The sequence below is a fragment of the Desulfothermus naphthae genome (assembly GCF_054657475.1).
Window position 1 is genome coordinate 1,196,517 of record NZ_BAAHYQ010000001.1, and the last position, 25,575, is coordinate 1,222,091.

Consider the following 25,575-nt stretch of genomic DNA (forward strand, 5'->3'; position numbering starts at 1 on the left):
GAAGGAAAAAGAAGAAGATTATGAGTATAGCCGTAGGTTGAGCCTGCTTAAATTCTATCTTCCTATACTCATCAAGAACTGTTGAATCATAGTAAGCAATTCTCAATTGAATATGTATGCCAAAGATTCAATTGGTACTAGAAAAAATATTTTTGTACAAAATAAAATAAATTTTATTATTTTTGGATCAAAAAATAAATAAAGAATGGGGTACCTATGATTGAACTTATAACACCAATTGGTATTTCTGTTGAGGGGAGCATTATTCTTGAAATTATATCACATATAATTAAAAAACTTCCTCCTAAAAAAAAGGACCCCCAGAATATATATTTATTGTTTGCCCCAACTAACAATCTTACTACATGAGGAATGATAAGTCCTACCAAACATATTGGACCAGTTAAACTAACAATTGCCCCAATGATTAGTGATGATGAAAAAATAAAAATAAAATAATAAAAAGTAATATTCACTCCTCTAGAAAGAGCAATCTCATCACCCATTGCAATAAAATTAAGTTTAGATAGATTAAAAAATATAAGCAATATTCCAACACAAAACATAGGCAATATATTTTTAATACTGGTAAATCCCAAAATATCAATTGAACCAATAAGCCAATGAAGTATCTCCTTAGTTTGGGTGAAATTTGCAAAATACTGACATAATATAATTAGTCCAATAAACATAAGATTTAATGCAAATCCTGCCATAATCAATGAATGGGAATTAACAGTAGAAGTATTTTTTTTAGAAATAAAATATATAACATAGACTGTAAATATTGCTCCTAAAAATGCTAAAATAGATTGAAAGGATATATATGAATAGGTCAATGAATTTATGCCCAGAAGGATGCTTATCACAGTCCCACAAGATGCTCCAGTAGATATCCCCAAGATAAATGGAGAAGATAAAGGATTTTTGAAAATTGCTTGAAAAACCATTCCACACACTGCAAGTCCTCCACCTGCAATTATACACAAGATTATCCTGGGAATCCTTATTGTAATTAATATGCTTGCTTCCACACTTTCCCAATTTTCCAGTGCATAAACTAAATTAATGTGTTCTCTCCCAACAACCATTCCACCAAAAATTGTAGCAATAAAAAAAAGAAAGAATAAGAAAGTCTTTCCTTTTATTATGGTCTGGGAGAGTTCATATTCTTCTAAACTCATATTTTAGTATACCATGGGTAAATATTTTTTATAGGTTTCATCTAAATTATATATGTTTTGCGGGAAAACAATATGAAAGGTTGTTAATTTGCCAGGATGGCTGTGGACATATATACGACCCCCATAAAGCCTCACCAGCCTTTTAACTAAAAATAGACCAATGCCATTTCGTTTTTCTGGTTTTGTTGTGAAAAAGGGTATAAATATTTTTCGTATCTCTTCTTCTTTTATCCCAGGACCATTATCTTCTAATTGAATAAAAATCCTTTTTTTTCTTATAAAACATCTAACAGTAATTGTTTTTTCTTTATTTGGAGTATTGTTCTGTTCAAGAGCATCTATACTATTTAAAATTAAATTTTCTAAAATAGAACGTAAATGTTCTTTGTTGATTTGTAAAATGAAATTATCTTCAATTTCCATATTAAATTTAATTTTGTTTTTTCTCAAAGTTTCAAAGTTTGATTCATATATATCTAACAGAATCTCATTTAAATTTGTTATGTTACTAGTGTCTCTTTTTAATTTTGTATAGTTATTAATAAAATAAGTTAAAAACATAATTCTATTTAACGCTCTTAAACACACATTAATCTGTTTTTTTAATTTTAATAATAATGAATTATTATATACAATCTTTGTTATATCTTCAGAAACTGATTTATCAATTTTATCAATCGTTAAATACCGCATTACTTTTTCCATACTATCATCAACATTAGAAGGTATTTCCTGAATTATTTTTTCAAGTACCATTTTAGGACCTTGTATGGCATTTTTAATTTCCTGGATAAATCCACCTATTAAATAATTTTCTGTGATCTGTTTATCTTCTTCAATTACAGAAACCAATGATTCTTTACTTTGAGATAAAATATCAGGTAAGAATATTTTGCTCGTTTTGCTTTCAAACAATATAATAGATGTATCAAATATATCTTCAATAATATCTTCTCTTATTTTTTCTGGAGAGTCTACTTCATATACTATTTTTCCTTTTTTCAAAAAAAATATTCTCTGACAAAACCTGATTGCCATGTTGATGTCATGGAAAACAATAACTATGGTCTTCTTCTGTGTTTTATTAAGTGAATATAAAATGTTTAATACCTTTGTTTGATAATTTATATCCAAATTGGATACAGGTTCATCAAGTAGCAATATTTCAGTATCTTGAGCAAAACAGGTTGCTATAGCGACTCTTTGTAACTCTCCTGTAGATATTTCAGTCAATTTTCTATCTGCAATGTGTTCAATTTCAGTGAGTTCTATTGCCTTTTCAACTGCTTCTTTATCCTGTTTGGATAATATATTAAAAGGACCTAAATAAGGAAAGCGACCAGATAAAATAGTTTCATACACAGTAAAAGGAAAATAAACAGGCATATATTGAGGAACAAAACCAATTAATTTTGCCCTATCCCTTGGTTTATATTGAGTTATTGGTTTTTTATTTATAAAGATTTTACCAGAGTGGGGAGAGAGAATACCAGATAAAACCTTTAAAAGAGTGGTTTTGCCACTTCCATTAGGACCAAGTATTCCTACTATTTCCTCTTTTTTAATAGTTAAACTAATATCACGTAAAACATCTTTATAATTATATCTAAAGCTAACTTTTTCTAATTGTATCATTTTTTTTATTTTTTACCGTAAATACAATTTATAAAATCCCTGGCAATAAATGGAATTCGTGGCCCTGGAATTGTTATGTATGGTTTAGATAAAACATAAATCCTTTTATATCTAACTGCATTAATTTGACCTAGTTTAGACCATAATAGTAAAGACTTTTTCGGGTCTATACCGAGATTTATGCTAGAAGCTTCAATAATTATATCAGGATTTCTAGCAAGAATTTCTTCCAATGATACCTTTACATAAGGTTTGTCTATATCTTGAAAAATATTTTGAACCCTACATAATTTCAATATCTCTCCTAAAAAACTTTTATCAGTTGCTATCCATATATCTTTTAATTTATTTATTTCTCGGTAAACAACTAAAAGTACTCTAAATCTATACTTTTTATCTATTTTATCCAATTTACTTAAAACCCTATTAAGTCCCATTTTTATATTATTTATCAATAAATTAGCTTTTTTCTCTATTTTAAAAGCCTTTCCAATTGTATAAATTGAATTGTAAATATCAGATAAAGAATTGTACGTAACTTCTATATACCTTATATTCATTTTTTTACAAAATGTTTTTAATCTGGAATTTCCTTTTAATAAAACTACACATGTTGGCTGGAGAAGTGTAATTTTCTCTAAATTAAAGTTAAAATTACCTCCAATGCGGATTTTTTCCCTTGCTTCTTTAGGATAATTACAAAAGTCTGTCACCCCTACCACATACTCACCTAAATCCAGAGCAAAAAGTATTTCTGTGGTCGATGGAGCAGTTGATACAATCTTCTCACGGGCCAGAGATGAAGATGGTAATAAAAATAATATGAAGACAACCAGGAAGGTTTTTAACTTCCACATTAAACTTCTATTATTTTTAAATATCTATAGTAACTATCAATATTATAAACTGCAGCCAAAGGATTGTGTCCAAGCAACCTGTCTTTTACAGCTAGTACGGTGCTGGGTGATTCTGAATACTTTAAAAATAGCGTGTCATGTCCAACACAGAGACCTAAAAGTATATTTAAATCTGTTTTTTCTGAATTTAAGACCATTGCCTGCAATATAGGATTGCACATAGACTCATAAGTTCCAATAGCTATTTTCTGGTCATCAGAAATCCCAATGACTTCTTTTGGAACTGAACCAACCTTGCACACCACAGAAACTACTTCAAATCCTAAATTTGAATATAACTTTTCCACAACCTTGGCTTCATTTCTTAAGCCCACACAAAATGCTATTCCCAGCCGTTTAAAGTTCATTTTTTTTGCATATTCTGCTATTTCCAGCACCCTTGGCTTCAGGGGATATAGTTTTTCATATCCCTTGTCCCTATTTCCATAACATTCTGCTTCTTGTAAAGAGGCATTTTTAGCTAAAAGATAAATATCTTCTTTTTTGTATTCCTTTATGCTCTTTTCAATTAAGTCTTTTTTTAGAATTGTGGGACAATTTTTGGGGTGCTTCCCTTTACCTTTTTCTTTATCACATCTGCAAATCCTTTCTGAAATTTTTATTGAACATGTTGCACAAGTAGGTTTTAATTCCATTTTCAAAGCTCCTTTTATTATTTTGAAACTAAACTTTTTTTAAAAACTTAGCAAGGAGTTTTGTATTTTGAAATTGGTTAATTTTATGGGTTTTTAAAACAGAAACAAGCCACTCTTCATCTTCAGGAACCTCATCTATTTCTAAGTAATTGCCAATAGTTCCTACACAAAAAGGTAAATGACTGTCTGTATTAAACACTTCCTTAAGATTCCATTTATCCCTTACCTCATTATATAAATCAATTTTAACCGGTTTAAAAAACTCATTTTTTTGTCTCTTATACCCGGTAAGCAGAATATTAATAGAGTTCATTTCTATTCCATGTATATGTGGGAATATCTTTTCTTCATCAAAATCAAGATAATCACTCCATCTAAATAAATGGGCAACAAATATGAAACTCTTGGATATATCCAGAGAGGGGGTATTTAAAAGTTCGTCAAAAGAAATCATAAAAGGAATATTTAATCCTTTATTTTTTGTTATAATCACTAGATCAATTCCTTCTCTCAGGGTAACTTCCAGCCCTGCATACAATTTAATTTGAGGAAATTCATTTTGAAGTTCCTTGATTTCCATTTCATTCCATTGTATTTGATGTTCTGTTATTACAAGGGCGTCAAACCCCCTTTTTACAGCTAAAAAGCAAGCATCCTGGGGAGTTAGATGGGAACAGGGGGAATATCTGGTTGTGTGGAGATGCAAGTCAATTATCACAATTCCTCCTTAAAATTTTTTTAATTTTTTTAAATCAATTATTTTTGGAGTGCAAGAGATGAAAATAGGAAGAAATGATCCATGTCCCTGTGGCAGTGGCTTAAAATATAAAAAGTGTTGTATGAGAAAAGACAAAGCAGCGCGGTCTTTTCAGGATTTAAAGGACCTTTATTGGAAAAAATATAAGATCAGGCTCAAAGAAAAAAAAGATATTCTAGGAATAAAAAAGGCTGGAGAGCTGGTGGTTAAGACCCTTGACATGGTGGAAAAAGAAATCCGTCCAGGGATTACAACTGATTATATTAATACTCTGGTTCATGAATTCACTATCTCCCATGGTGGTATACCTGCACCATTAAATTACAATGGATTTCCCAAAAGCGTGTGTGTTTCTGTAAACGAAGTTATATGTCATGGTATTCCTGGTGAAAGGGTGCTTAAAGAAGGCGACATTGTGAATGTGGATGTAACTACCAGGTTAAATGGTTATTATGCTGATGCCAATAAGACCTTTTTTGTTGGTAAAGTTTCTGAGGATGCTAAAAAAATTGTTCATGTTGCCAGGGGATCTTTAAAAAGGGGACTTGGTCAGGTGAAGCCAGGAAATACTATAGGCGATATTGGCTGGGCAATCCAGCAATATGCAGAAAGAGAGCAGGGATGTTCAGTGGTCAGGGAGATGGTAGGACATGGAGTAGGCTTTGAATTTCATGAGCCACCTCAAGTCCCTCATTTTGGGAAAAAAGGACACGGTATAATTCTGGTTCCTGGGATGGTATTTACTATTGAGCCAATGATTAATCTTGGCAAGAAAGACCTTGTTATACTTCCAGATAAATGGACAGCAGTGACCAAGGACGGATCACTTTCCGCCCAATTTGAGCAAACCGTGGTGGTTACAGAAACAGGATATGAAAGTTTGACCCCTTATGAGTTGTAAACAAGGTGGAAAACGCATAAACTTATGCGTTTTCCACCAAGGTCTCTATTAAATTTATTCTTTTTTCATGCCTTCCGCCCTCAAACTCCTCTTCCAAAAAAGAATCCACAATACTTACTGCTAAATCAGATCCAATTACCCTTGCCCCTAAACACAAAACATTTGCATTATTATGTCTTCTGCTCATTCTTGCCATATACTCATTAACACAAAGGGCGGCCCTAATCCCCTTAATCCTGTTTGCTGAAATTGACATTCCTATTCCTGAGCCACAAATAAGTATCCCCAGACAAGAATTATCTAAAACCTGTTGGCAAAGCTTATAAGCAAATTCAGGGTAGTTACAGGACTCTTCACTGTGACAACCAACATCTAAACTCTCATACCCTTTGCCTTCTAAATACTTCTTTAACTCCTCTTTTATAGAATAACCCGCATGATCTGAGCCAATAATAATTTTCTTTTTCATATCTTCCCTGATAACATATGGTTCTTTACATTATTAATAAAGTATTAGGCTTAATTTATAAATCTTCTATTCTCTTCTTAACGATTTGACTCTTTAACTCTTCAATCTGTTTTTCAAGAGAAGCTATTTCTTTTTCAAGAAATTCAATCTGATTTTTAGTAAGTTCAATTTGTTCCTGTTGTTTTTCATCACCTTCTTCAAGGTTGTAATAAAGTTTTCCTAAGTTAATATATTCCCTATCCAGTCTCTTTTTTAAATCTTTTATTTCCCATCCTCTAAGGCTTCTTATTATGTTAAAATGTACTTCACTAATAATAGCCTTAATACTTAAAGGAATTGATTTTAAGACAGAAGGCTTCATGGTGCTGGTGCAAACGTTTTCTTTTGACATAGAGCTCTCCTTTTTTTGTTTGTTTTAATTTGTCCTTTAATAAACACCTCTTTAATAATATTTGATGGGATTTTTAGATTAAAATCCTTTAGATCAAATTTGTCCTTCACGCATGTCTTCCTTTTTATTTTGAAAACCATCTCACCAAGGTTAGCATCTCTTAAAAGGACCTTTGAGTCGTCAAATATATCTATCCCTATACCGCCACTGTGCCAGATAAATACCCTGTTCTGCTCGTAATATAGTTTTATCTCTTTGACTAAGTTATCACAAAAATAATATTTAATCCCATCAGAAAGTTGTTCTATTTTTTTGGGAGTAGTCATAAATGTTTTCCATTCACCAGTCAATAATTTTAGCAGAAATTCAGGCGGTATTTTTACGTTTATTCCAAAATACATTAATATCTCTTTAGAATTATTTATAATATAAAGTTTTTTTTCTCTTATACAAAGTATTTGAACTAAATTTTTTTCTATTTTGAGAACATATAGGGTAGTTCCAAAAGGAGATTTTATTTCCACAAGCCATGGAAACCACTTATTTCCCTTAAGATAAAACTTACCCCTAAAATTTTGTTTTCTAGAAAAAAAATAAATTACACCTTGAATCTCATATGCCTGACATATGTCATTTTTTTTTGACGTCCTGTATTTTTTCAGAAGATCTTCAGGTGAGGGCCTGATATATGTTTTTTTCAAACCAGCGCAACTGCATGTAAGTAATAATAAGACAGAAAGACTAATAATTCCTTTTATTTTTATTAGTTCCATATAAGGGAGAAAATATTTTATTATTTAAGTGCCTTTAATTTTTTTTTGATTTTAGAAGGGTCCTCGGGCTTATTTAATAAGGCATTTTTATACCCCTTTTTTGCTTCTTTTAAATTTTTAATCTTTACAGCAATATCTCCATAGTGTTCCCATATTGTGGGATCTAGTTTTGTGTTTTGCACGGCCTTTTTTATATATTCCCAGGCCTTTTTGTACTCTTTTGTTTTATAGTAATACCAGGCTAAAGAATCTAAAAAATATCCATTATTTGGTTCAATTAAAAGGGCCTTTTTTACAAGTTCATAACCTCTTTTTAAATCCGTTCCCATATCAATAAGGGTGTATCCTATAAAATTCAAGGCAGAGGCGTCATCAGGATCTTTTTTTAATATTTTTTCCATAATAGACAGTGATTTATTTATGTCTTTTAGTTTATAATAAATAGTACCCAATTGAAAAAGAAGTTTTTTATCTCCTGGATTTTGTTTTAAACCTTCTTCTATTATTTCTTTTGCCTTGTTAAATTTTTTATCTAACATATATATATCGCTTAAAAAAATCCTTAATTTTTTGTTATTTGTATATTTTTTTAGTTGTTGTTCCAAAATTTTCTCTGCAACACTATATTGTTTATCATATATTAAGATTTTTATTTTAAGGTCCAATGCATTTAAATAAATATTACTATCTTCAGGAATTTCATTAATTGCTTTAATAGCTCCATCTTTATCTTTGTACTTTTTTAATTTTATTATTGCATTAAAATATGAAATCTGAGGATACTCATCTTTAAAATTCTCTATTGTCTTAATTAATCCTTCTGCCTGGTCGTAAAGACCTTCATTTAAAAACATTGCTATTACATCTATTAAATCCTTTGGATCTGACAGATAGTCCTGGGCAATTGAATATGCTTTGTCTATGTTTCCAAGTTTAATATTTATCTCTATCACTCTAAATATTAACTGTTTATTTGTAAATCCTCGTGAAATTAATTTTGAATATATCTTTTCAGCAGATACTAAATCATTTTCAAGTTCATATAAATAAGCGAGTTCAGCCCAACCTCTCAAAAATTTTGGATTTAACTCTGTAGCTTTTTTAAAATGGTATATGGCTTTTTTTCTGTTATTTAAATTTACATAACATTTTCCTAAAACAAAATGGGTCCTATAAGTTCTATTTTTCTGCGGAATTTCTAACAAGTATTTAATAGCTCTATTGAAATTTTTTTCTTGAAATAATAGATTGGCTATCTTTTCCTTTGCAAGGTAATCTTTTGGATGTTCCTTAATATATATTTTTAAAAGGGAATAGGCATTGTAATTTTCCTTTTCATAGGTATAAACATCTGCCAAAAAAAATATCAAATCCCTATTTCCGGGATTTTTTTGCAAGCCAGCTTTTAATATATCCTCTGCATCTTTGATTTTAGTCTTAGATATAAGAAGACGAGCATATTCTAAATAAAATTCTGGGTCAGGTCTATAACTAATAGCTTTTTTTAGAGAGTCTTCAGCCTCCTTGTACTTTTTTTGTTTTGCTAGATCTAAAAATTTCAAATAATGGTATGTAGCTAAAGCATCTACATTAAGTGGTGTGGTCGTAAATAGAACATTATTTTTTTTCAAACCACACCCAGCCACTAACAACACAAGAATAATAGTAATTATTTTTTTTCTTCCCATAGTTTCACCAACTTTTGGTATACAAAATTCCCAATTTGAAGTCCTACTTCAATAAATTCTGGTCCATAGATTTGGCCTGTATCTGTCCTAAAGGTATCTGAAATTGACTTAATTATTTCAATGCCTTTGGGAAATCTTTCAATTATTTTTTCTAAAGGCCATTCCTCATAGTCACAGATTTCCCACAGAGTGGTGGTAAAATTATCTGGCCCCCATCTAAATTTATCCGCATCATATAAGACATCACTCAGTAGCTTGGCCTCAGCAGATGAGGGAGGCTCAAGTAGTTTAAAGGCTTCGTGGGTTTTTATTGCATAATAGATGGCTTGTTTTTCTTCATCAGACAGAGGAAAATCTCTGATTATCTTCATGGCCAGATCTGCCCCTTTCTCAGCATGATCTGGTTCTAGCCTGCAGATATCGTGCATAAGTCCACTTAGTTGCGCAAGTAGCACCAGGTGCCTACAATAGGCAACATCATTTGGAAAATGTTCTATTAAAACCAATGCCCCAGCTTCTATAGCAACTTTTTTTGAATGGTTAATGCCATGTCCAAACTCATCATGTAAAAAAGGCAATACATCTTCACGACACCTTATAATAAGGGGATGATCAAAAAAGAGTTCTTTTGAATAGGAAAGTTCTGCTGGAAAATGTTCGTAAAAACTCAGATTGAATTTAGAAGCATAGGCCTTGGTCTCGTTTTTTAAAATTTCTAATATTTTATTCTTCATGAATCCAATCTTTTGAAAAGTCTTTTATAGATGATGAAAAATGCTCCTTTAATTTCTGGAGCAATCTATTTTCTATCTGTCTTACCCTTTCCCTGGTGATCCCATATTTCTCACCTAATTCCCTCAAGGTCAAGGGGTTTGATGCAAGTAATCTTAAATAAAGGATATCTTTTTCCTTTTCATTAAGTTTTGGCTCTATTTCTTTTATTTTCTTTTTTAGATGTTCAGATATTTCCTGTTTGGCGAACCTCTCTTCAATACTGGCCTCTAAAGCTGGAACCATATCCAGATGGGTAACATTTGAATCTTCACTACCAAAAGGAGTATCTAAAGACATATCTTGATGTGCCATCCTCTGGGCCATTTCTATTACTTCTTTTTCATCAACATCCAGCCTTTCAGATAGGATTTCCACATCGGGCTTAACTCCCAATTTTTGTAGTTCTTGACGCTCTTTGTTTAAATTATAGAAGAGCTTTCTCTGATTTTGAGTAGTTCCGATTTTAACAAGTCTCCAGTTATCCATTATAAATTTAAGGATATAAGCCTTTATCCAGAAGGACGCATAATAGGAAAACTTAATACCTTTTTCTGGATCAAACTTCTCTACTGCCTTTAAAAGACCTACATTACCCTCCTGAATTAGCTCTAAGAGGTTTTGCATCCACTTTCTTTGAAATTCCATGGCTATTTTTACTACAAGCCTAAGGTGTGAGGTGACTAATTTTAAGGCAGCTTCTTTGTCCTTTTTGTATTTTACCCTTTTTGCCAGCTCCAGCTCCTCTTCAGGACTTAAAACTGGAAACTTCATAACCTCTTTTATATATTTTGCTACAGCATCCTGAACCGCAGGAGTTTTTGACGAAGATAGTACAGGAAGACTGGCCGTTAAATCATTTGCTTTCTCTGATAAAATTTCAGGTTGGACAAAAGTTGAAGCTTGATTGTCTTGTTTTCTTGGGTTATTGTCTTTTAATCTTGTCATAATCTTCTAAATAAGGAGATATTTTATGTGGTTTAAAAAAATAATCTTTACTCTGTGTCTTTTTCTCATATCCTTTTCCTTAGCATATTCTAACTCAGTGGTAGAGGTCAACTCAAATAATCTTCTTTCAATAATAGCAAATTCAAAGGGAAAGGTGTTAATAGTTAATTTCTGGGCATCCTGGTGCCCCTATTGTAAAAAAGAAACAAAGGAACTCACTCAGTTAAGGGAACAATATGACAGAAATAAATTAGAGATCTTAGGTATTTCCTTTGATTCAAGTAAACATAATTTTACTCATTTTTTAAAAAAATACAAAATCAATTATCCCTGTTACCTGGCATCAGATTCCAGGATCAGTATGATGTTCAATGTATATGGTATTCCAGCAACCATTGTCTATGATAAAGATGGACGGGTGGCTAAACAATTTCCAGGATATGTGGAAATAGATGAGTTGAAAAAAATTATTGATGGGCTTATTTCAAAATAAATTATGGGACAATTAATTTTAAGAAAGGCCATAATTCACGACGTAGAAGGTATCCATGCCCTTCTTCTTACCTTTGGAAATAAGGGAAAACTCCTTCCCAGGTCCCTTAGTGATTTATATTCAAAGATAAGGGATTTTTTTGTTGTAGTAGATAGCCATGGTAATGTTTATGGATGTGGAGCACTGGCAATAATCTGGAAGGACCTTGCAGAAATCAGATCTGTTGCAGTGCGCGAAGATGTCCAAAAAAAAGGCTGGGGCAAAAGGATTGTAGAGGCATGCCTCAGTGAAGCACTCACCCTGGGTATCTATAGGGTATTTGTCCTTACCTATGAAAAGAGATTTTTTGCTAAATTTGGTTTTGTAGAAGTAGATAAAAAAGATCTTCATGAAAAAATCTGGATTGATTGTTTTAATTGTCCTAAATATCCAGATAACTGTGATGAAATTGCTATGATAGTTAATTTGTAATTGCCTTTGAAAAAGGAGGGGGGTGTCTTATGAATAAAAAATTAAAATTAGTTATTGGGGAAGATGAAATAAAAAAAAGGATACAAGAACTTGGTCGAGAAATCTCCAACAATTATAAAAATATCTCCCATCCACTTGTGTGTATATGTGTACTTAAAGGCGCAGTTATATTTTTTTCTGATTTAATTAGGGAACTTAACATAGATGTGGAATTGGATTTTGTCAGGCTGTCAAGCTACAGAGACAAAACATCTCCTGATGAAAAACTCTTGTTTACAAAAGATGTGGAATTATCGCTCAAAGATAGATACGTTCTTATAATAGAGGACATAATTGATACAGGTGCAACTATTGCCTATTTAAAAAAGGTTTTAGAAGCACGTGGCCCAGTCAGTGTAAAGGTATGCTCTCTGATCCATAAGGTAGAGAGGAGAAAAAAGAAAGTGGATATTGATTTTTATGGATTTAAAATAGAAAAAGGTTTTTTGGTTGGTTATGGACTTGACTGCGCTGAAAAATATAGAAATTTAAAAGGAATTTATGAATTGATTGACCCTTAATTGAAGTGGAGCACAGCATGATTATAACTTGTCCAAAGTGCAATACTAAGTATAGACTTAAAGAGGAATTATTAAAACCTGAAGGAACAAAATTAAAATGTTCTAAATGTAAACATATATTTACTTTTTATCCAGAAAAAGAAAAAGATTCCAAAGAGTCTGTTAATGAGAAAAAACAGGCAAAGGCTGAAGAAAAAATAAAATTATCCTTAGAAGAGCCTACAATTGATAAAAAAAGTTCAAAAAAAATAAAAAATATAATAATTGCACTAGTAGTGGTAATACTTATTTCTGGGACAGTGGGATATTTTTATCCCCTTATTTTTAAAAAAATTCCCTTTTTATCCCATAAAAAGGAATTAAAACAAATTAGTACTAATGCAACTAAAATTGAGTCCGTGAAAAAGATAGATCTTAAGGATATAAAGCAATATATTGTGGACAATGAAAGAATCGGAAAAATACTTGTTATTGAAGGTAGAGCTGTTAATAGATTTGATAAACCAAAGGAACTTATTAAAATCAAAGCTACTTTATATGATAGTAAGGGTACACCTATTGCCCAAAAGGCTATTTTATGCGGAAATAAACTCTCTCTTTTTCAACTCCAGTCATGGACAAAGGACCATTTGGAAAAGGAATTAAATTCAAAGGTAGGTGTACTTATGAAAAACACCAATCTTCAACCAGGGATGGGAGTAGATTTTATGGTGTTATTCTACAATCCCCCTGAAAATGTATCTGAATATGGGCTTGAGGTAATCCAGGCAATGGATGTAGAAGAAAAAAAGTAATCAATTAAAATGAGCAAAAATATGAAATATAACATTTATTTATGAAGAAAAAGGGTTATATATGCTCTTTTTGTGGAGCCAGGTTTATAAAATGGCAGGGTCAATGCTCCCGGTGTGGCCATTGGGGAACCCTTGAAGAGATAAAAGAAAGTTCCCAAAAAAATGATTTAACCCCTCCTCAATCAGAAATAGTTCCAGTATCTTTAAAGGAAATATCCAAGGAGAACATAAAGTTCCTCTCCTCAGGTTCTACTATATTTGATCAATTTTTAGGAAAGGGCATGGTTGCAGGGAGCGTGATTTTATTTGCTGGAGAACCTGGCGTTGGAAAATCCACATTTTTAATGCAGCTTTTATCAGGTTTTATTAAATCTGGATTAAGGGGACTTTATGTATCTGGGGAAGAATCCTTGTATCAACTAAAATTAAGGGCCGATAGACTGGGTATTTGTGATGAAAAATTTAAACTTCTCTGCACCCAAGATCTAAGCCCTATAATATCCATTATGAGAGATAAAAATAGCCCAAATTTCATTGTAATAGACTCAATACAGACCATAAAGTCCCCCCAGACCTCAGGAAGTGTGGGGGGAGTGTCACAAATAAAAGAAGTGGCATCAAAACTCTATGAAGAGGCCAAGAAAAAAGAAATTGTGGTCTTAATAGTAAGCCATATTACAAAAGAAGGACAAATAGCAGGACCAAAGCTTTTAGAACATATGGTAGATGTGGTTTTGTACATGGAAGGTGATAGGCTGAGCTCATACAGGCTCTTGAAAATAACAAAAAATAGGTTTGGTCCAAGTAATAATATCCTTGTGCTGGAAATGGAATCAGAAGGGCTTAAAATAGTAAAAGATCCTTCTACGTTTTTTTTGACTTCTAGAGATTTAAGTGCTTCTGGGAGTTCTTTGGTCATGGCAATGGAAGGAAAGCGGCCCTTTGTTATTGAAATCCAGGCCCTTGTGACAAAGGGTTTTGGACAGAATCCAAGAAGAACTGCCCTTGGGATTGATTTAAATAGGCTATATTTGCTTATTGCAATTTTGGAAAAAAGGCTTGCTCTTAGATTCTATGAGATGGATGTGTATGTAAAAATAAGCGCTGGCATAAAAATATCAGACCCTGCTATGGATCTTGGAATTTGCTCGGCCTTGATTTCTTCTTATTTTGATATCCCTGTGCCTGATAGGGCTATTTTTTGGGGAGAGGTAGATTTAAACGGATTTATTCGCCCATCATTTGGTGAGGAGAAACGGCTCTCTCAGGCAACTAATCTGAATTTTTCAAAAATAATATGTCCAAGGTCAAAATATGTAGCTGAATATCCCAAAGATAAAATATTTTGTCTATCAAATATAAAGGAGCTCACTTCTCTTCAATTTTACAATAAATAGTGTTTAGATCGTAGGGCATGTCCCTAACCTTGTTCAACTATAATTGACTCAACTAAAACCCTGGCTATCCCTTTTTTAAAATAACCAAGTTTCTTTGCCCCTTCCATAGTAAGGTCAATGATCCTTCCTTTTACAAATGGTCCCCTATCATTTACTCTGACAATAATAGACCTTCCATTTTCTAAGTTAGTAACCTTTACGTACCAGGGAAGTGGCAGATATTTATGGGCAGCTGTTAATTGATGGGGATCAAATAACTCTCCATTGGCAGTCATATGTCCACCCTTTTGTCTCAATGTCTCATACCCATACCATGAGGCATATCCAATTTCCCTGTAATTTTTTGCCTGATTAATTGACATGGGTACATATCTTTTCCCAAAAACAACATAGGGAGAATTTTTTACCTTTCCCTCCCTTATTGCAACTTTTGGTGGTAGGCCTCCAATGTTTTTTATTTCAGGATGGGTCAGGGGAAGATTAAAGGGCGCCTTTACCACTGTATAACTAAATTTCCCAACCTTATACACTACTTTTCCTGCAAATACTGTTGTTTTTACTGTAAATTTTGTGAGGTTATAAGTAGTTTTTACAGTGGCTTTTGTAACTTTGTAAGGAAGTGTTACAACACTACAAGATTGTAAGTATAAAGAGCATAGGATTATATAGATTAAATAACACCTTCTCATGATTTCATAAAAATAAGTACTAAAATGGCCAATATAATTCTATATATACCAAAGGGACGTAAAGTAGTCTTGCCAAGTAAATGAATAAACCCCTTCACAGCTACATAGGCAGATATAAATGATACCACAAAACCCACTGCCAGAACAATTAGATCATTTGAAGAAAAGATCTCAAAATTTTTAAAAAGTTCAAAGGAGGTAGCAGCCACCATAATGGGAACTGCTGCAATAAAAGAGTATTCAGCTGCCAATTTTCTGCTTGCACCAAGTATCATAGCACCCATGATAGTTGCAGCAGATCTTGAAAATCCAGGCCAAAGTGCAAGACATTGAAAAAATCCTATTCCTAAGGCAAGATATGGGGTTATTTCATCTAAAGATTGATATTTTTCCCTTTTATTCAATCCTTCAACAACAAAAATCATAATTGCCCCTACAAAAAGGGCAATGGCCACACTCTTTGGAAAAAATAAATATTGTTTTATTGTTTTTTCAAATAACAGACCTAAAATTGATGCAGGGAGAGATGTTAAAAACAAAAGGAATAATCCATTAATTCCACTGAATTTTTTTCCGCTGGGCCTAATTAATCCAAAAAATCTTTCCCAATATATACAAACAACCGATAAAATTGCGCCCAGTTGTATGACTACCTCAAATATCTTTGCCTTTTCCCCTGTAAATTTTAATAGTTCGCCAGCAATTATAAGGTGTCCTGTTGAAGAGATAGGTAAAAATTCTGTTAACCCTTCAATAATGCCCATTATTGTTGATTTTAATAAAATATCCATGAGCCAAATTTTATAGGTGGATAAAACCCATTACGTCAACAAAAATTTGACAAATTTGCAAAATATCTCACTTGCCTATGTTAAGTATATTTTTTATTGAAAAAAAACAATCTTTTGCAGGACTGTTATGGATAGTTTTAATCTAAAGCACATGAGAATAACCAGCCCTTTTTTAGGAGAAAGAAGATATAAAAAATTATCATATCCAATAAAGGTTGGAATCTATACCTTGATTGAGAATAGGGATGCAAAATTATTTTTTGATCTAAATGGCGAGATAAAATTTATACATAGTAAAATCCCTGATTGGATTCATCCAAATGAATTTATCAAAAGGACAAAGACCAATGATTTTATCTATTATTCATCAGGGGAATATTATGGGGGCATCTATGATGCAACAGGAGAATATTATATTCCATGTTTTCAGTACCCATCAAATAATCTGTGGCAAAAAGATATAAGAGGAATTGTTGGATTTGCTAAATCCTTATGGCAAAATGTTGTTGTAGAATTAAAAAATTTTTCTATCAAGGATATTCCCCAAAAAATTAGACCAGAGATAGAAAAAATAATAAATATAGATGACATGTATCTAAAAAAAAGGGCTGAGCTTTTAAAAAAAATTTATGGTACTAATATAACTGTCCTTCCACCAGATACAAGACATGTAGATTATGAAGTAATACCAATTATTATATCAGATGGATGTCTTTACCATTGTAAATTTTGCAGGGTAAAATCAAAGGATAAATTTTCAGAAAGGTCAAAACAAGATATTTTAGAACAAATAAGACGTATAAAACAGTTTTATGGTAATGATATAAAAAATTATTCGAACCTTTTTTTAGGTCTACATGATGCATTGAATTGTTCCTTTGATACCATAAAATTTAGTATAGAGAATGCCTGGGAGATATTGCAAATAGAAAATTCTTATGTAAAAGATAAAAATATATTTTTATTTGCCAGTGTTGAATCTTTTTTAAAGGCTGGTTTAGATGTATTTGAATATTTGAATAAAATTTCAGATACAAAAATTTTTATTAATATTGGTCTGGAATCTATGCACGATGATACTCTTAGAAGGATTGGTAAACCCATTAATTCAACTCTTGTTAGAAAGAGTTTTGAAAAAATGGTGTATGTAAATAAAAAATATATAAATATTGAGGTAACGGCCAATTTTTTACTGGATTTATCTTTTCCAGAAAAGCATTTTGATTTAATGATAACTTTAATTAGAGAAACTGTTAAACGTCCTTTTTATAAAGGCACAATCTATTTATCTCCTTTACGTACTGATGATAAAAGGAAGATATTAAATAAATTAATGGAATTAAAGAGATATAGCTTTTTGCCTATGTATCTTTACATAATTCAGAGGTTTTAAAGAGAAAAAAAAATGGATTATATTGGACTAGCCAACTTTAAAATTTCTAAAAGCTCTAATTCATCTATCTACAAAATTTGTTCTAATCGTTGGAACTATCTTGACAAGATTCAAGATAATTAGATATCCAAAATATTAATATCTGCTATTGAAATCAACCAATCTGTAAGGAAAAAAGTATATGAAAAATCTAATAAAATTTATTTGGATTTTATTGGGATTGCTTTTGTTAATTGGGGGCTGTGCAGGCAATAATAATGACCATGTTGTCAATCATGTAGCTGGGAAGGTAATTCAAAGTTATGTAGCCAATGCAACCGTATGTGTTGACTCAAATGAGAATAGGGTCTGTGATCCTGGTGAAACCTTTACTAAGACAGATGAAAATGGATATTTCTCATTATCCATTCCTGTTGGTGTTTCTGGCATGCTTTTGTCTCAGGGAGGGATTGTTAAATCAACTGGACAAGCTGCCCTTAACTTACTTGCTCCTGTGGGTGCCAAAAACATCACTCCCTTGACTACTATTGTAGCATTAAATCCAAATCTTAAATCTATGATTGAGGAACTTGGCGACTCTTATGACACTGATATTGCAAATCCAGATGGAGTTAAGGGAAAATTATTGAGACTGGCCTTGTGTGTAGAAACTCTTTTATACAATCTCAAAAACCAGCTTCAACTTGAACCTGAAAAACAAATGGAGTTATTGGCCAGTGTTGCTACGGAACTAGGAGATACTAGTTTACAGAGTGATAACAATATTATCCACGCCTTTGACAAGGGGATAAGAGATGCACTGGGCATCAATGCTACTATTAGTGCTATAACCTCTAGTATTCAAAATATTCTTGATAATGTTGGAGAAGGAAAAGTTAAAGAAGAAAATGTTTTGACTGGGTTAAAGGATATTGTTTATGCAAATGCTTTTCCCCTACTAGATCCAATAAACCAACTCATTCCTGTTCCCAATGATATTATTTGGTCTCATACTAATGGTACAGTGATCTTACCTACCAATTCGACAAATGCTGCAAAAAATAACCTATATGCTATTATAAACAAACTTAAAATTAAGGGTCTAAGTTGCAATGCTCCAATTGCTATTCCCCTTAGTACTACAACTCTACTTGATAAAGACTCTGTAAAGAGTAATATTTATCTAATCAATATAAATAGTTTGGTTAAGAATATCTATTTTGCCTTAAGTCAAATGGGAGTTCAACCTTCAGGTACTGATTTAGCTAGTATAGTAGCATCATTATCGCAATTAAATTCTAATGATTTAAAGACGTTAATTAAGAGTTTGAATTTAGAAGATTTAGACATAGAGAATATTAAATTAGTACAAGATGGGAATTACCTGAAGATATTTCCGTTAAAGCCTTTTGCTCCTGGCACCCAATATCTAATTTTGCTCCGGTCAGGAATAAAATTGGAATCAGGAACAAAATTGATATCTAGTATGACATTTGACTTTTTAAAATCCTCTTCTGAAATAACTTTTGAAGATTTAAAGGAGTTAGAGCCCTTAAGACAAGCTTACTTACCTATTTTTGCACTTCTTAGCGCCTATGGAATTAACAAAGACAATATATTGGAATTCTTTACATTTACTACAGCAGACAAGACTTTGAGCTTACACGACTTTGGGTTAATTTCCCCGGGCCTCAACAAAACAAATTTAAAATATTTTAAAATTACAGGACTTGATTTATCAAAAGTAACATCAGAATACTATCAAATAAACAGTAGCATTGCTTCTCTCACTTCTCTTGCAAATGTAAATGCTTCCTCATTTAGTTCCTTTGATATTACAACACTAACAAATAATAGACCTACCATTTTACCTGTTCCTTATATAGTAATGAATGGTAATTTATACTCGGATTCAGTGGTGGTATTTCAACATGGATTAGGAGATTCAAAAGAAGATGCCCAAATTTTAGCAAAAAAAATAACAAATTTACCGATAATTGCTATGGATTTACCAAAACATGGTGCTAGAAGCACTGACCCAACTCATTCTGGAGCAGATTATTTAACTGATAATATTGGACAGGATAGAATCAATCTATATCAATCTTATTTTGATATAGAAATGTTTTTAAATCTAATAAAAGAAGGAAAATTTGATATAGATGGAGATGGAAATCCTGATCAACCTAAAAATATATATTATGTCGGCCAATCACTTGGCGCTATTGCTGGCTCTGTTGCAACATCTTTAAATAGCAATATTATTACTAAGGTTGTTTTAAATGTTGGTGGTGGTAATTTTTCTGTACTTATTGACCAGGCTTCAAATAAGCTCATCCATAGACTTATAGAAGGTATGGGGATTAGTAAAAACAATACTGAATATTTTCTCACTTTAGGTATCTTACAGCTACTTCTAGATCCATCAGATCCAGTTTATCTTTCTAAAGACACTATCAAAGACAAAGTGATGTTACAGACTTCCTATCACGACACTGTTGTTCCCAATATCTCAAATGAAATCCTTGCCAACACACTTGGCTTTGACCAACCTATTATCATTACACCAGGTTCTTTTGATCCCACTAACTTTAACTCCTGGTTCATGTTTAAAGGAAATGGAAATAAAGATTGGATAACCCATGGAATATTACTTGGTGTCCATCCAGAATATTATCCAGAGGCTGCTGATTATTTAGATATTAATAATTTAAAATGGGCATATAATAAGGTAAATAATTTTATAATTAATTATTTACACTAAAAATTAGGAAGTATTTAGAAAAAAGGCCTATTTAAAGGAAATACCATATTATCTGAAATTATGCGAAAAATTATAATTCCGTCATGAGACCAGGATATTTTATTTGTATATGCCCTGACTTTGAAGTGATATCTGATTTCATTAACAATACCCTTAATATATTTTCGGGCAATTGGGAAAAAAAATTAGTCTGGGGAGATGAAGATCAAAGTGATATCTTTTTTAACTACCTGAGATCGTCAAGTTTAATAAATACAAAACAGGCAATAATATTAAGATATGCAGAAAAATTGCCTGAGAAATTCTGGAATAAATTATCAAAATTTTTAAATAGATTTAATCCAGATGTATGTCCTTTTTTATGTATAGAATCTGAATGGAACAAGGGCAAACCTCCAGATATAAAATTTTTAAAAAATAAAAAATATTATAAATTTGCACAAAAAAAGGGGTGGATACTTCGTAGTCCTGGAGTAGATGAACAATTTTTAACAGATTATATAAATAAATGGTCAAAGGAAAACAAAATTAAGATTTCATATGAAGTAATGTCACAGTTAAGAGAAGTCTTACCTAAAGATTTGTCAGCCATTAAAAATGAGTTAAAAAAATTAGAAGCATTAAATAAAGATGCAATAACTGTAAAAGATTTAAATGTAATATCGCCATCCTTTGAATACAATGTATTTGACCTGATAAATTCTATAGAGGGAGTGGTACCTAAAGAAAAGGTTTGGGAAACAATTATTTTTAAAGAGATAAATTCACACGAATCAATTATTCCTATATTAAAATTATTTATTAGAGAAGCTAAAATATTATGGCAATTACTTCAAGGGGAATCTGTTTATTTACCTATGTGGGTTAAAACAAAAAAGATTAATATTGCCAAAAAACTTGGTCCAAAAAAAATTATCGAGATTTACAATATAGTATTGGAAGCAGAACTAAAATTAAAAACATCAAATATTAGTCCAAATATAATTTTTGAGAATCTAATTGCATCAATGCAAAATATTTTTAAAGGTCTATAAATCTATATATGAAAGAAAAAAAGGAAAAAACTCACTATATTGGACATAGAAAACGTTTAAAACAAAAATTTTTACAAGAATCTAAATTATTTTATGACTATGAAGTGCTTGAATTACTACTTAGTTATGGTCTTCCACGAAAAGATACAAAGTCTATTGCAAAGCAACTTTTAAATAAATTCAACAATCTAAAAGGTGTTATCTTTGCCCCTGACCATGAATTATTAGAAGTAAATGGGATATCTACTGGCCTTTTGACATTTATTAAAGTTTTAAGGGAATTAATAACTAGAATTGAAGAACAGGATCTTATTAATAAAGATGCTATAAAAAATCCCAAAGAAGTCTTTTTATATTTGAGACATACATTGGGTTTATTAGACAAAGAACACTTTTACCTGTTATTACTGAATAGTAAAAATAAAATAATTTCTCTGGAAGAAATTGCACAGGGCACAGTGAATTATTTAAATCTATATCCTAGAGAAATTGTTGAAGTCATATTAAAAAAAAGGGCAGTAGGAGTAATTTTTATACACAATCACCCAGGTGGAGACTCTTCACCGTCCAAGGAAGACCTGGAAATTACAAAGAAATTCAAGAAGCTTTTAAAAGAAATTGACGTGACCTTACTAGATCATATTATTATTTCCAAAGATAACTATTTTAGTTTTAAAGAAAATAATGTAATTTAACACCTGAATTTTATTTGTAAATTTTCTTCAACTTGACCATTATAGCAAATAATTATAGCTTCCAATTCAAAAACTTAAACAAAATTATTTGCACTTTTAAAAATTGACATTATATTAATGTTAAATTAACCAAAATCAAATTATTAGTATATAGGATAACTGAAAATAATAGAGGAGAGATAAATGAACGAGAAAAATGGAGTAAACCAGGGGCCTATCCAGGTAAATGGCCAGGGGGGTGGAAACCAAGAACAAAACCCTCAATATCCATCAGGACCACAACCTTCCTTTGAAATCCCAACTAAGCTACCCTTACTTGCTTTGAGAGATATTGTAGTTTTTAATTATATGATTATTCCGCTTTTTATTGGCAGAGAAAAATCTATTAAGGCTATTGAAGCTGCCATTAACGAGAATCAAAGATATATTTTTATTGCCACTCAAAAAGATGAAAAAGTTGATGATCCCAAAATAAAAGATGTCTATCAGGTAGGTACTCTATCTATTATAATGAGAATGTTAAAAATGCCCGATGGAAAATTGAGGATTCTGGTTCAGGGGCTGACCAGGGCCAGGATAAAACGAGCTATTCAAGAAGAACCATTTAATATGGTAGAAGTGGAGATCATTCGTGAACAACCAGTCACAGATTACAGCGCCCAGGTTGAAGCGCAAATGAGAACAGCCAGGGAACAAAGTGAGAAGATCATATCCCTTAGGGGAATGGACCCCACTGAAATGATGGCTATATTAAACAGTATTGATGATCCTGGTAGATTGGCGGATTTAATTGCTTCAAACTTAAGAATGCCCACAGATGTTGCTCAATCTATCTTAGAATGCATGGATCCAGTTAAAAGGCTGGAGCTAGTTAATAAGCAACTCATGAAGGAAGTGGAAGTTGCTGTTCTGCAAAACAAAATTCAGGCAATGGCCAAGGAAGGCATGGATAAGGCCCAAAGGGAATTTTTCTTAAGGGAACAACTTAAGGCCATAAAATCAGAACTTGGCGAAGATGATTCTGAAGAACAAGAATTTGAGGAACTCAGACAGGCCATTGAAAAATCTGGCATGCCAAAGAACGTAAAAAAAGAGGCCTTAAAACAACTAAATAGACTGGAAAACATGCATCCCGACTCTTCAGAAGCTACTGTAATTCGAACCTATCTGGACTGGCTTATTGAACTACCTTGGAAAAAAGTATCTAAGGATGAGTTAGATATAAAAAAGGCTAAAAGGATACTGGATGAAGACCATTATGATCTAAAACAGGTAAAGGAAAGGATCCTGGAATATCTTTCTGTTCGAAAATTAAACCCCAAAATGAAAGGGCCTATTTTGTGTTTTGTTGGACCGCCAGGAGTTGGTAAAACATCGTTAGGTAAATCCATTGCCAGAAGTTTAAAAAGAAAGTTCGTGCGTATGTCCCTAGGTGGCATGAGAGATGAAGCAGAGATCAGGGGACATAGAAGAACCTATATTGGTGCCATGCCTGGGAGGATAATCCAGGGCATAAAAGAAGCAGGAACAAAAAATCCTGTATTCATGTTAGATGAAATAGACAAAGTAGGAACAGATTTTAGGGGTGACCCTTCTTCAGCCTTGCTGGAAGTATTGGACCCAGAACAAAATCATTCATTTACTGATCACTATTTAAATGTCCCATTTGATCTATCTAAGGTGATGTTTATCTGTACTGCAAATATGCTGGATACTATACCCCCAGCCTTGCTTGACAGGATGGAAGTAATCAGAATACCAGGATATACAGAACAAGAAAAAATAAGGATTGCAAAACAATATCTGATCCCAAGACAATTAAAAGAGCATGGTTTAAAAGAGAATACCATATCCTTCAATGAAGATGCACTTAAAGTAATCATAAAAAATTATACAAGAGAGGCTGGACTTAGAAATCTGGAGAGACAAATAGCCACTATATGTAGAAAAGTGGCAAGAAAAATTGCAGAAGGTACAAAAAAGAAAAAATTTTTACTTCTCCCAACTAATGTCCATAAATACCTTGGCGCACCAAAATTTTTAGAAGAGGAGAGAGAAAAAGAGCTGCCAGCAGGTGTTGCCCTGGGACTTGCCTGGACCCCATCTGGCGGAGAGATATTACATATAGAAGTTTTAACCATGCCAGGTAAAGGGAAACTGATACTTACAGGGCAGTTAGGCGATGTGATGAAAGAAAGTGCCCAGGCTGCAGTGAGTTATGCAAGATCCCGTGCATCTCACCTAAACCTATCTGAAGACTTTGCAGAAAAAAAAGATATTCACATCCATGTTCCGGCAGGTGCCATTCCAAAGGATGGTCCATCAGCTGGTATAACCCTTGTGATGGCCCTTTTATCTGCACTTACAAACATTCCCTTGAGTAATGAAATCGCCATGACTGGGGAAATTACCTTGCGGGGAAGGATCCTGCCAGTTGGAGGCATCAAGGAAAAAATCCTGGCAGCAGTTGCAGCAGGTATAAAAAAGGTAATCTTACCAAAGCAAAATATAAAAGATCTAGAGGAAATTCCTAAAGAACTCACAAAAAAAATTGAGATAATTCCAGTAGAACACATAGATGAGGTATGGGAGATTGTTAAAAAAGAAAATGGCCAGGTGATACAAGATGACAAAAAAGAAAGTTAAAGTTCTGGTATTAACTGGTTATGGAACAAATTGTGAGAGGGAGAGTGGATACGCAGCTAAGATGGCTGGTTCAGATGATGTTACAATTTCTCATTTTGCTGAAATTGTTCAGGAAAAAGTAAAAATTGAAGATTACAATTTTCTTGTGTTTCCAGGTGGTTTTCTAGATGGAGATCACCTGGGAGCTGCTCAAGCTGCTGCAATTAGAATTAGATATACAAAGACCAAATCTGGTAAATCAATTCTTGAACAAATAAAAAGAGTACACGAAAAAGGCGGTATCATACTTGGAATATGTAATGGCTTTCAACTACTTACAAAGCTAGGGCTTTTGCCTGCTGCAGATGATAACTATTTTGAAAGACAGGTGAGTCTAAGCTATAATGATTCTGCTAGGTTTGAAGATAGATGGGTATTTTTAAAGGTAAATCCAAATAGCAGATGCGTGTTTTTAAAAGACCTTGAATCTGTATATTTGCCAGTTAGACATGGAGAAGGCAAAGTAGTTCCCAGAAATGAAGAGATTTTAAAAAAAATAGAGGAGCAAAACCTAATTGCCATTCAATATACAGATGAAAAGGGAGAAGTGACAGAAGAATATCCCTATAACCCAAATGGATCGCCTATGGGTATTGCTGGTCTAACTGACCCAACAGGGAGGATTTTTGGACTTATGCCCCATCCAGAGGCGTATAACCACCCAACAAATCATCCTAAATGGACAAGAGAGGGGATATCTAATCAAGTAACCGGAATTTCTATCTTTAAAAATGGAGTTGAATATCTGAGAAAAATCTAAA

25 protein-coding genes are annotated in these 25,575 nt (G+C 32.4%); 12 read left to right on the plus strand and 13 right to left on the minus strand.

Annotated elements, in window-relative coordinates; genetic code table 11:
* Positions 1-176 precede the first annotated feature (176 nt).
* From ACYQ1E_RS05810 to ACYQ1E_RS05830, 5 genes are read right to left on the minus strand one after another with little or no spacing between them, the layout of a single operon-like run.
* Positions 177-1,184: a FecCD family ABC transporter permease gene (locus tag ACYQ1E_RS05810; RefSeq protein ID WP_459876419.1), complete on the minus strand. Its 1,008-nt coding sequence runs from the start codon at positions 1,182-1,184 to the stop codon at positions 177-179.
* Between the two features lie 3 nt (positions 1,185-1,187).
* Positions 1,188-2,819 carry an ATP-binding cassette domain-containing protein gene (locus ACYQ1E_RS05815; protein ID WP_459876421.1) on the minus strand — a complete coding sequence of 544 codons (1,632 nt, stop codon included), beginning with the start codon at positions 2,817-2,819 and terminating at the stop codon, positions 1,188-1,190.
* A 5-nt stretch (positions 2,820-2,824) separates the two neighbouring features.
* Positions 2,825-3,676, minus strand: a complete 852-nt coding sequence (locus tag ACYQ1E_RS05820; RefSeq protein WP_459876424.1) for an ABC transporter substrate-binding protein — start codon at positions 3,674-3,676, stop codon at positions 2,825-2,827.
* On the minus strand, positions 3,676-4,371 hold the full coding sequence (locus tag ACYQ1E_RS05825) for a DUF1847 domain-containing protein (protein ID WP_459876428.1): 696 nt from the start codon (positions 4,369-4,371) through the stop codon (positions 3,676-3,678). Before ACYQ1E_RS05825 ends, ACYQ1E_RS05820 begins: the two co-directional genes overlap by 1 nt.
* Before the next feature lie 28 nt (positions 4,372-4,399).
* Positions 4,400-5,089, minus strand: a complete 690-nt coding sequence (locus ACYQ1E_RS05830) for a PHP domain-containing protein (protein WP_459876431.1) — start codon at positions 5,087-5,089, stop codon at positions 4,400-4,402.
* A 58-nt stretch (positions 5,090-5,147) separates the two neighbouring features.
* Between ACYQ1E_RS05830 and map the strand changes: the two genes are divergently transcribed.
* Complete coding sequence (map, locus tag ACYQ1E_RS05835) at positions 5,148-6,029, plus strand: type I methionyl aminopeptidase (protein ID WP_459876434.1); 882 nt, start codon at positions 5,148-5,150, stop codon at positions 6,027-6,029.
* Positions 6,030-6,051: 22 nt separating this feature from the next.
* On the opposite strand, the gene rpiB is transcribed toward map, so the two are convergent.
* The 6 genes from rpiB to ACYQ1E_RS05865 form a co-directional block, all read right to left on the minus strand.
* On the minus strand, positions 6,052-6,498 hold the full coding sequence (gene rpiB / locus ACYQ1E_RS05840; protein WP_459876437.1) for a ribose 5-phosphate isomerase B: 447 nt from the start codon (positions 6,496-6,498) through the stop codon (positions 6,052-6,054).
* 55 nt (positions 6,499-6,553) lie between these two features.
* Positions 6,554-6,889 carry a hypothetical protein gene (locus ACYQ1E_RS05845; RefSeq protein WP_459876440.1) on the minus strand — a complete coding sequence of 112 codons (336 nt, stop codon included), beginning with the start codon at positions 6,887-6,889 and terminating at the stop codon, positions 6,554-6,556.
* Entirely contained in the window at positions 6,856-7,590 is a 735-nt protein-coding gene (locus tag ACYQ1E_RS05850; RefSeq protein ID WP_459876443.1) for a hypothetical protein, read from the minus strand. The genes ACYQ1E_RS05845 and ACYQ1E_RS05850 overlap by 34 nt, the downstream gene beginning before the upstream one ends.
* Before the next feature lie 92 nt (positions 7,591-7,682).
* Complete coding sequence (locus ACYQ1E_RS05855) at positions 7,683-9,350, minus strand: tetratricopeptide repeat protein (protein WP_459876445.1); 1,668 nt, start codon at positions 9,348-9,350, stop codon at positions 7,683-7,685.
* On the minus strand, positions 9,332-10,084 hold the full coding sequence (locus ACYQ1E_RS05860) for an HD domain-containing protein (protein WP_459876448.1): 753 nt from the start codon (positions 10,082-10,084) through the stop codon (positions 9,332-9,334). The genes ACYQ1E_RS05855 and ACYQ1E_RS05860 overlap by 19 nt, the downstream gene beginning before the upstream one ends.
* Entirely contained in the window at positions 10,074-11,069 is a 996-nt protein-coding gene (locus ACYQ1E_RS05865) for a sigma-70 family RNA polymerase sigma factor (protein WP_459876451.1), read from the minus strand. Before ACYQ1E_RS05865 ends, ACYQ1E_RS05860 begins: the two co-directional genes overlap by 11 nt.
* Before the next feature lie 25 nt (positions 11,070-11,094).
* Here ACYQ1E_RS05865 and ACYQ1E_RS05870 point away from each other — a divergent pair, with 25 nt between their 5' ends.
* From ACYQ1E_RS05870 to radA, 5 genes are read left to right on the plus strand one after another with little or no spacing between them, the layout of a single operon-like run.
* Positions 11,095-11,562 (plus strand): TlpA family protein disulfide reductase, encoded by a 468-nt coding sequence (locus ACYQ1E_RS05870; protein WP_459876454.1) that lies wholly within the window; start codon positions 11,095-11,097, stop codon positions 11,560-11,562.
* A gap of 3 nt (positions 11,563-11,565) precedes the next feature.
* A complete protein-coding gene (locus ACYQ1E_RS05875; protein ID WP_459876457.1) occupies positions 11,566-12,033 on the plus strand; it encodes an N-acetyltransferase in 468 nt (155 codons plus the stop codon).
* A 29-nt stretch (positions 12,034-12,062) separates the two neighbouring features.
* Positions 12,063-12,593 (plus strand): hypoxanthine phosphoribosyltransferase, encoded by a 531-nt coding sequence (gene hpt, locus ACYQ1E_RS05880; RefSeq protein WP_459876460.1) that lies wholly within the window; start codon positions 12,063-12,065, stop codon positions 12,591-12,593.
* Between the two features lie 17 nt (positions 12,594-12,610).
* Positions 12,611-13,387 (plus strand): DUF3426 domain-containing protein, encoded by a 777-nt coding sequence (locus ACYQ1E_RS05885; protein WP_459876463.1) that lies wholly within the window; start codon positions 12,611-12,613, stop codon positions 13,385-13,387.
* A gap of 41 nt (positions 13,388-13,428) precedes the next feature.
* On the plus strand, positions 13,429-14,784 hold the full coding sequence (gene radA, locus ACYQ1E_RS05890; RefSeq protein ID WP_459876466.1) for a DNA repair protein RadA: 1,356 nt from the start codon (positions 13,429-13,431) through the stop codon (positions 14,782-14,784).
* A 23-nt stretch (positions 14,785-14,807) separates the two neighbouring features.
* Here the strand turns inward: radA and ACYQ1E_RS05895 are convergent, their stop codons facing one another.
* Together ACYQ1E_RS05895 and ACYQ1E_RS05900 are read right to left on the minus strand one after the other, a co-directional pair.
* Positions 14,808-15,473 carry a septal ring lytic transglycosylase RlpA family protein gene (locus ACYQ1E_RS05895; RefSeq protein WP_459876471.1) on the minus strand — a complete coding sequence of 222 codons (666 nt, stop codon included), beginning with the start codon at positions 15,471-15,473 and terminating at the stop codon, positions 14,808-14,810.
* Positions 15,470-16,264 (minus strand): undecaprenyl-diphosphate phosphatase, encoded by a 795-nt coding sequence (locus ACYQ1E_RS05900; RefSeq protein WP_459876474.1) that lies wholly within the window; start codon positions 16,262-16,264, stop codon positions 15,470-15,472. Before ACYQ1E_RS05900 ends, ACYQ1E_RS05895 begins: the two co-directional genes overlap by 4 nt.
* Before the next feature lie 127 nt (positions 16,265-16,391).
* Here ACYQ1E_RS05900 and ACYQ1E_RS05905 point away from each other — a divergent pair, with 127 nt between their 5' ends.
* The 6 genes from ACYQ1E_RS05905 to ACYQ1E_RS05930 all read left to right on the plus strand — a co-directional run bounded on the left by ACYQ1E_RS05905 (position 16,392) and on the right by ACYQ1E_RS05930 (position 25,574).
* A complete protein-coding gene (locus ACYQ1E_RS05905; RefSeq protein ID WP_459876477.1) occupies positions 16,392-17,657 on the plus strand; it encodes a radical SAM protein in 1,266 nt (421 codons plus the stop codon).
* 181 nt (positions 17,658-17,838) lie between these two features.
* Entirely contained in the window at positions 17,839-20,400 is a 2,562-nt protein-coding gene (locus ACYQ1E_RS05910) for a hypothetical protein (protein ID WP_459876480.1), read from the plus strand.
* Positions 20,401-20,483: 83 nt separating this feature from the next.
* Positions 20,484-21,434, plus strand: a complete 951-nt coding sequence (gene holA / locus ACYQ1E_RS05915; RefSeq protein ID WP_459876483.1) for a DNA polymerase III subunit delta — start codon at positions 20,484-20,486, stop codon at positions 21,432-21,434.
* A gap of 8 nt (positions 21,435-21,442) precedes the next feature.
* The gene (radC, locus tag ACYQ1E_RS05920) at positions 21,443-22,129 is read left to right on the plus strand and encodes a RadC family protein (RefSeq protein WP_459876485.1); all 687 of its coding nucleotides are present in this window, start codon (positions 21,443-21,445) and stop codon (positions 22,127-22,129) included.
* 183 nt (positions 22,130-22,312) lie between these two features.
* Positions 22,313-24,775, plus strand: coding sequence for an endopeptidase La (gene lon / locus ACYQ1E_RS05925; protein ID WP_459876488.1), 2,463 nt, complete (start codon positions 22,313-22,315; stop codon positions 24,773-24,775).
* Entirely contained in the window at positions 24,756-25,574 is an 819-nt protein-coding gene (locus ACYQ1E_RS05930; protein ID WP_459876491.1) for a phosphoribosylformylglycinamidine synthase subunit PurQ, read from the plus strand. Before lon ends, ACYQ1E_RS05930 begins: the two co-directional genes overlap by 20 nt.
* Position 25,575: the final 1 nt, after the last annotated feature.

Coding starts and splice junctions, on each gene's coding strand:
- ACYQ1E_RS05870 (WP_459876454.1), top strand. CDS start 11,095: ATGTGGTTTAAAAAAATAATCTTTACTCTGTGTCTTTTTCTCATATCC.
- hpt (WP_459876460.1), top strand. CDS start 12,063: ATGAATAAAAAATTAAAATTAGTTATTGGGGAAGATGAAATAAAAAAA.
- ACYQ1E_RS05905 (WP_459876477.1), top strand. CDS start 16,392: ATGGATAGTTTTAATCTAAAGCACATGAGAATAACCAGCCCTTTTTTA.
- rpiB (WP_459876437.1), bottom strand. CDS start 6,498: ATGAAAAAGAAAATTATTATTGGCTCAGATCATGCGGGTTATTCTATA.
- ACYQ1E_RS05860 (WP_459876448.1), bottom strand. CDS start 10,084: ATGAAGAATAAAATATTAGAAATTTTAAAAAACGAGACCAAGGCCTAT.
- ACYQ1E_RS05865 (WP_459876451.1), bottom strand. CDS start 11,069: ATGACAAGATTAAAAGACAATAACCCAAGAAAACAAGACAATCAAGCT.
- ACYQ1E_RS05820 (WP_459876424.1), bottom strand. CDS start 3,676: ATGTGGAAGTTAAAAACCTTCCTGGTTGTCTTCATATTATTTTTATTA.
- ACYQ1E_RS05855 (WP_459876445.1), bottom strand. CDS start 9,350: ATGGGAAGAAAAAAAATAATTACTATTATTCTTGTGTTGTTAGTGGCT.
- radC (WP_459876485.1), top strand. CDS start 21,443: ATGAAAGAAAAAAAGGAAAAAACTCACTATATTGGACATAGAAAACGT.
- ACYQ1E_RS05815 (WP_459876421.1), bottom strand. CDS start 2,819: ATGATACAATTAGAAAAAGTTAGCTTTAGATATAATTATAAAGATGTT.
- lon (WP_459876488.1), top strand. CDS start 22,313: ATGAACGAGAAAAATGGAGTAAACCAGGGGCCTATCCAGGTAAATGGC.
- map (WP_459876434.1), top strand. CDS start 5,148: ATGAAAATAGGAAGAAATGATCCATGTCCCTGTGGCAGTGGCTTAAAA.
- ACYQ1E_RS05910 (WP_459876480.1), top strand. CDS start 17,839: ATGAAAAATCTAATAAAATTTATTTGGATTTTATTGGGATTGCTTTTG.
- holA (WP_459876483.1), top strand. CDS start 20,484: ATGAGACCAGGATATTTTATTTGTATATGCCCTGACTTTGAAGTGATA.
- ACYQ1E_RS05825 (WP_459876428.1), bottom strand. CDS start 4,371: ATGGAATTAAAACCTACTTGTGCAACATGTTCAATAAAAATTTCAGAA.
- ACYQ1E_RS05930 (WP_459876491.1), top strand. CDS start 24,756: ATGACAAAAAAGAAAGTTAAAGTTCTGGTATTAACTGGTTATGGAACA.
- ACYQ1E_RS05845 (WP_459876440.1), bottom strand. CDS start 6,889: ATGTCAAAAGAAAACGTTTGCACCAGCACCATGAAGCCTTCTGTCTTA.
- ACYQ1E_RS05810 (WP_459876419.1), bottom strand. CDS start 1,184: ATGAGTTTAGAAGAATATGAACTCTCCCAGACCATAATAAAAGGAAAG.
- ACYQ1E_RS05875 (WP_459876457.1), top strand. CDS start 11,566: ATGGGACAATTAATTTTAAGAAAGGCCATAATTCACGACGTAGAAGGT.
- ACYQ1E_RS05900 (WP_459876474.1), bottom strand. CDS start 16,264: ATGGATATTTTATTAAAATCAACAATAATGGGCATTATTGAAGGGTTA.
- ACYQ1E_RS05895 (WP_459876471.1), bottom strand. CDS start 15,473: ATGAGAAGGTGTTATTTAATCTATATAATCCTATGCTCTTTATACTTA.
- radA (WP_459876466.1), top strand. CDS start 13,429: ATGAAGAAAAAGGGTTATATATGCTCTTTTTGTGGAGCCAGGTTTATA.
- ACYQ1E_RS05885 (WP_459876463.1), top strand. CDS start 12,611: ATGATTATAACTTGTCCAAAGTGCAATACTAAGTATAGACTTAAAGAG.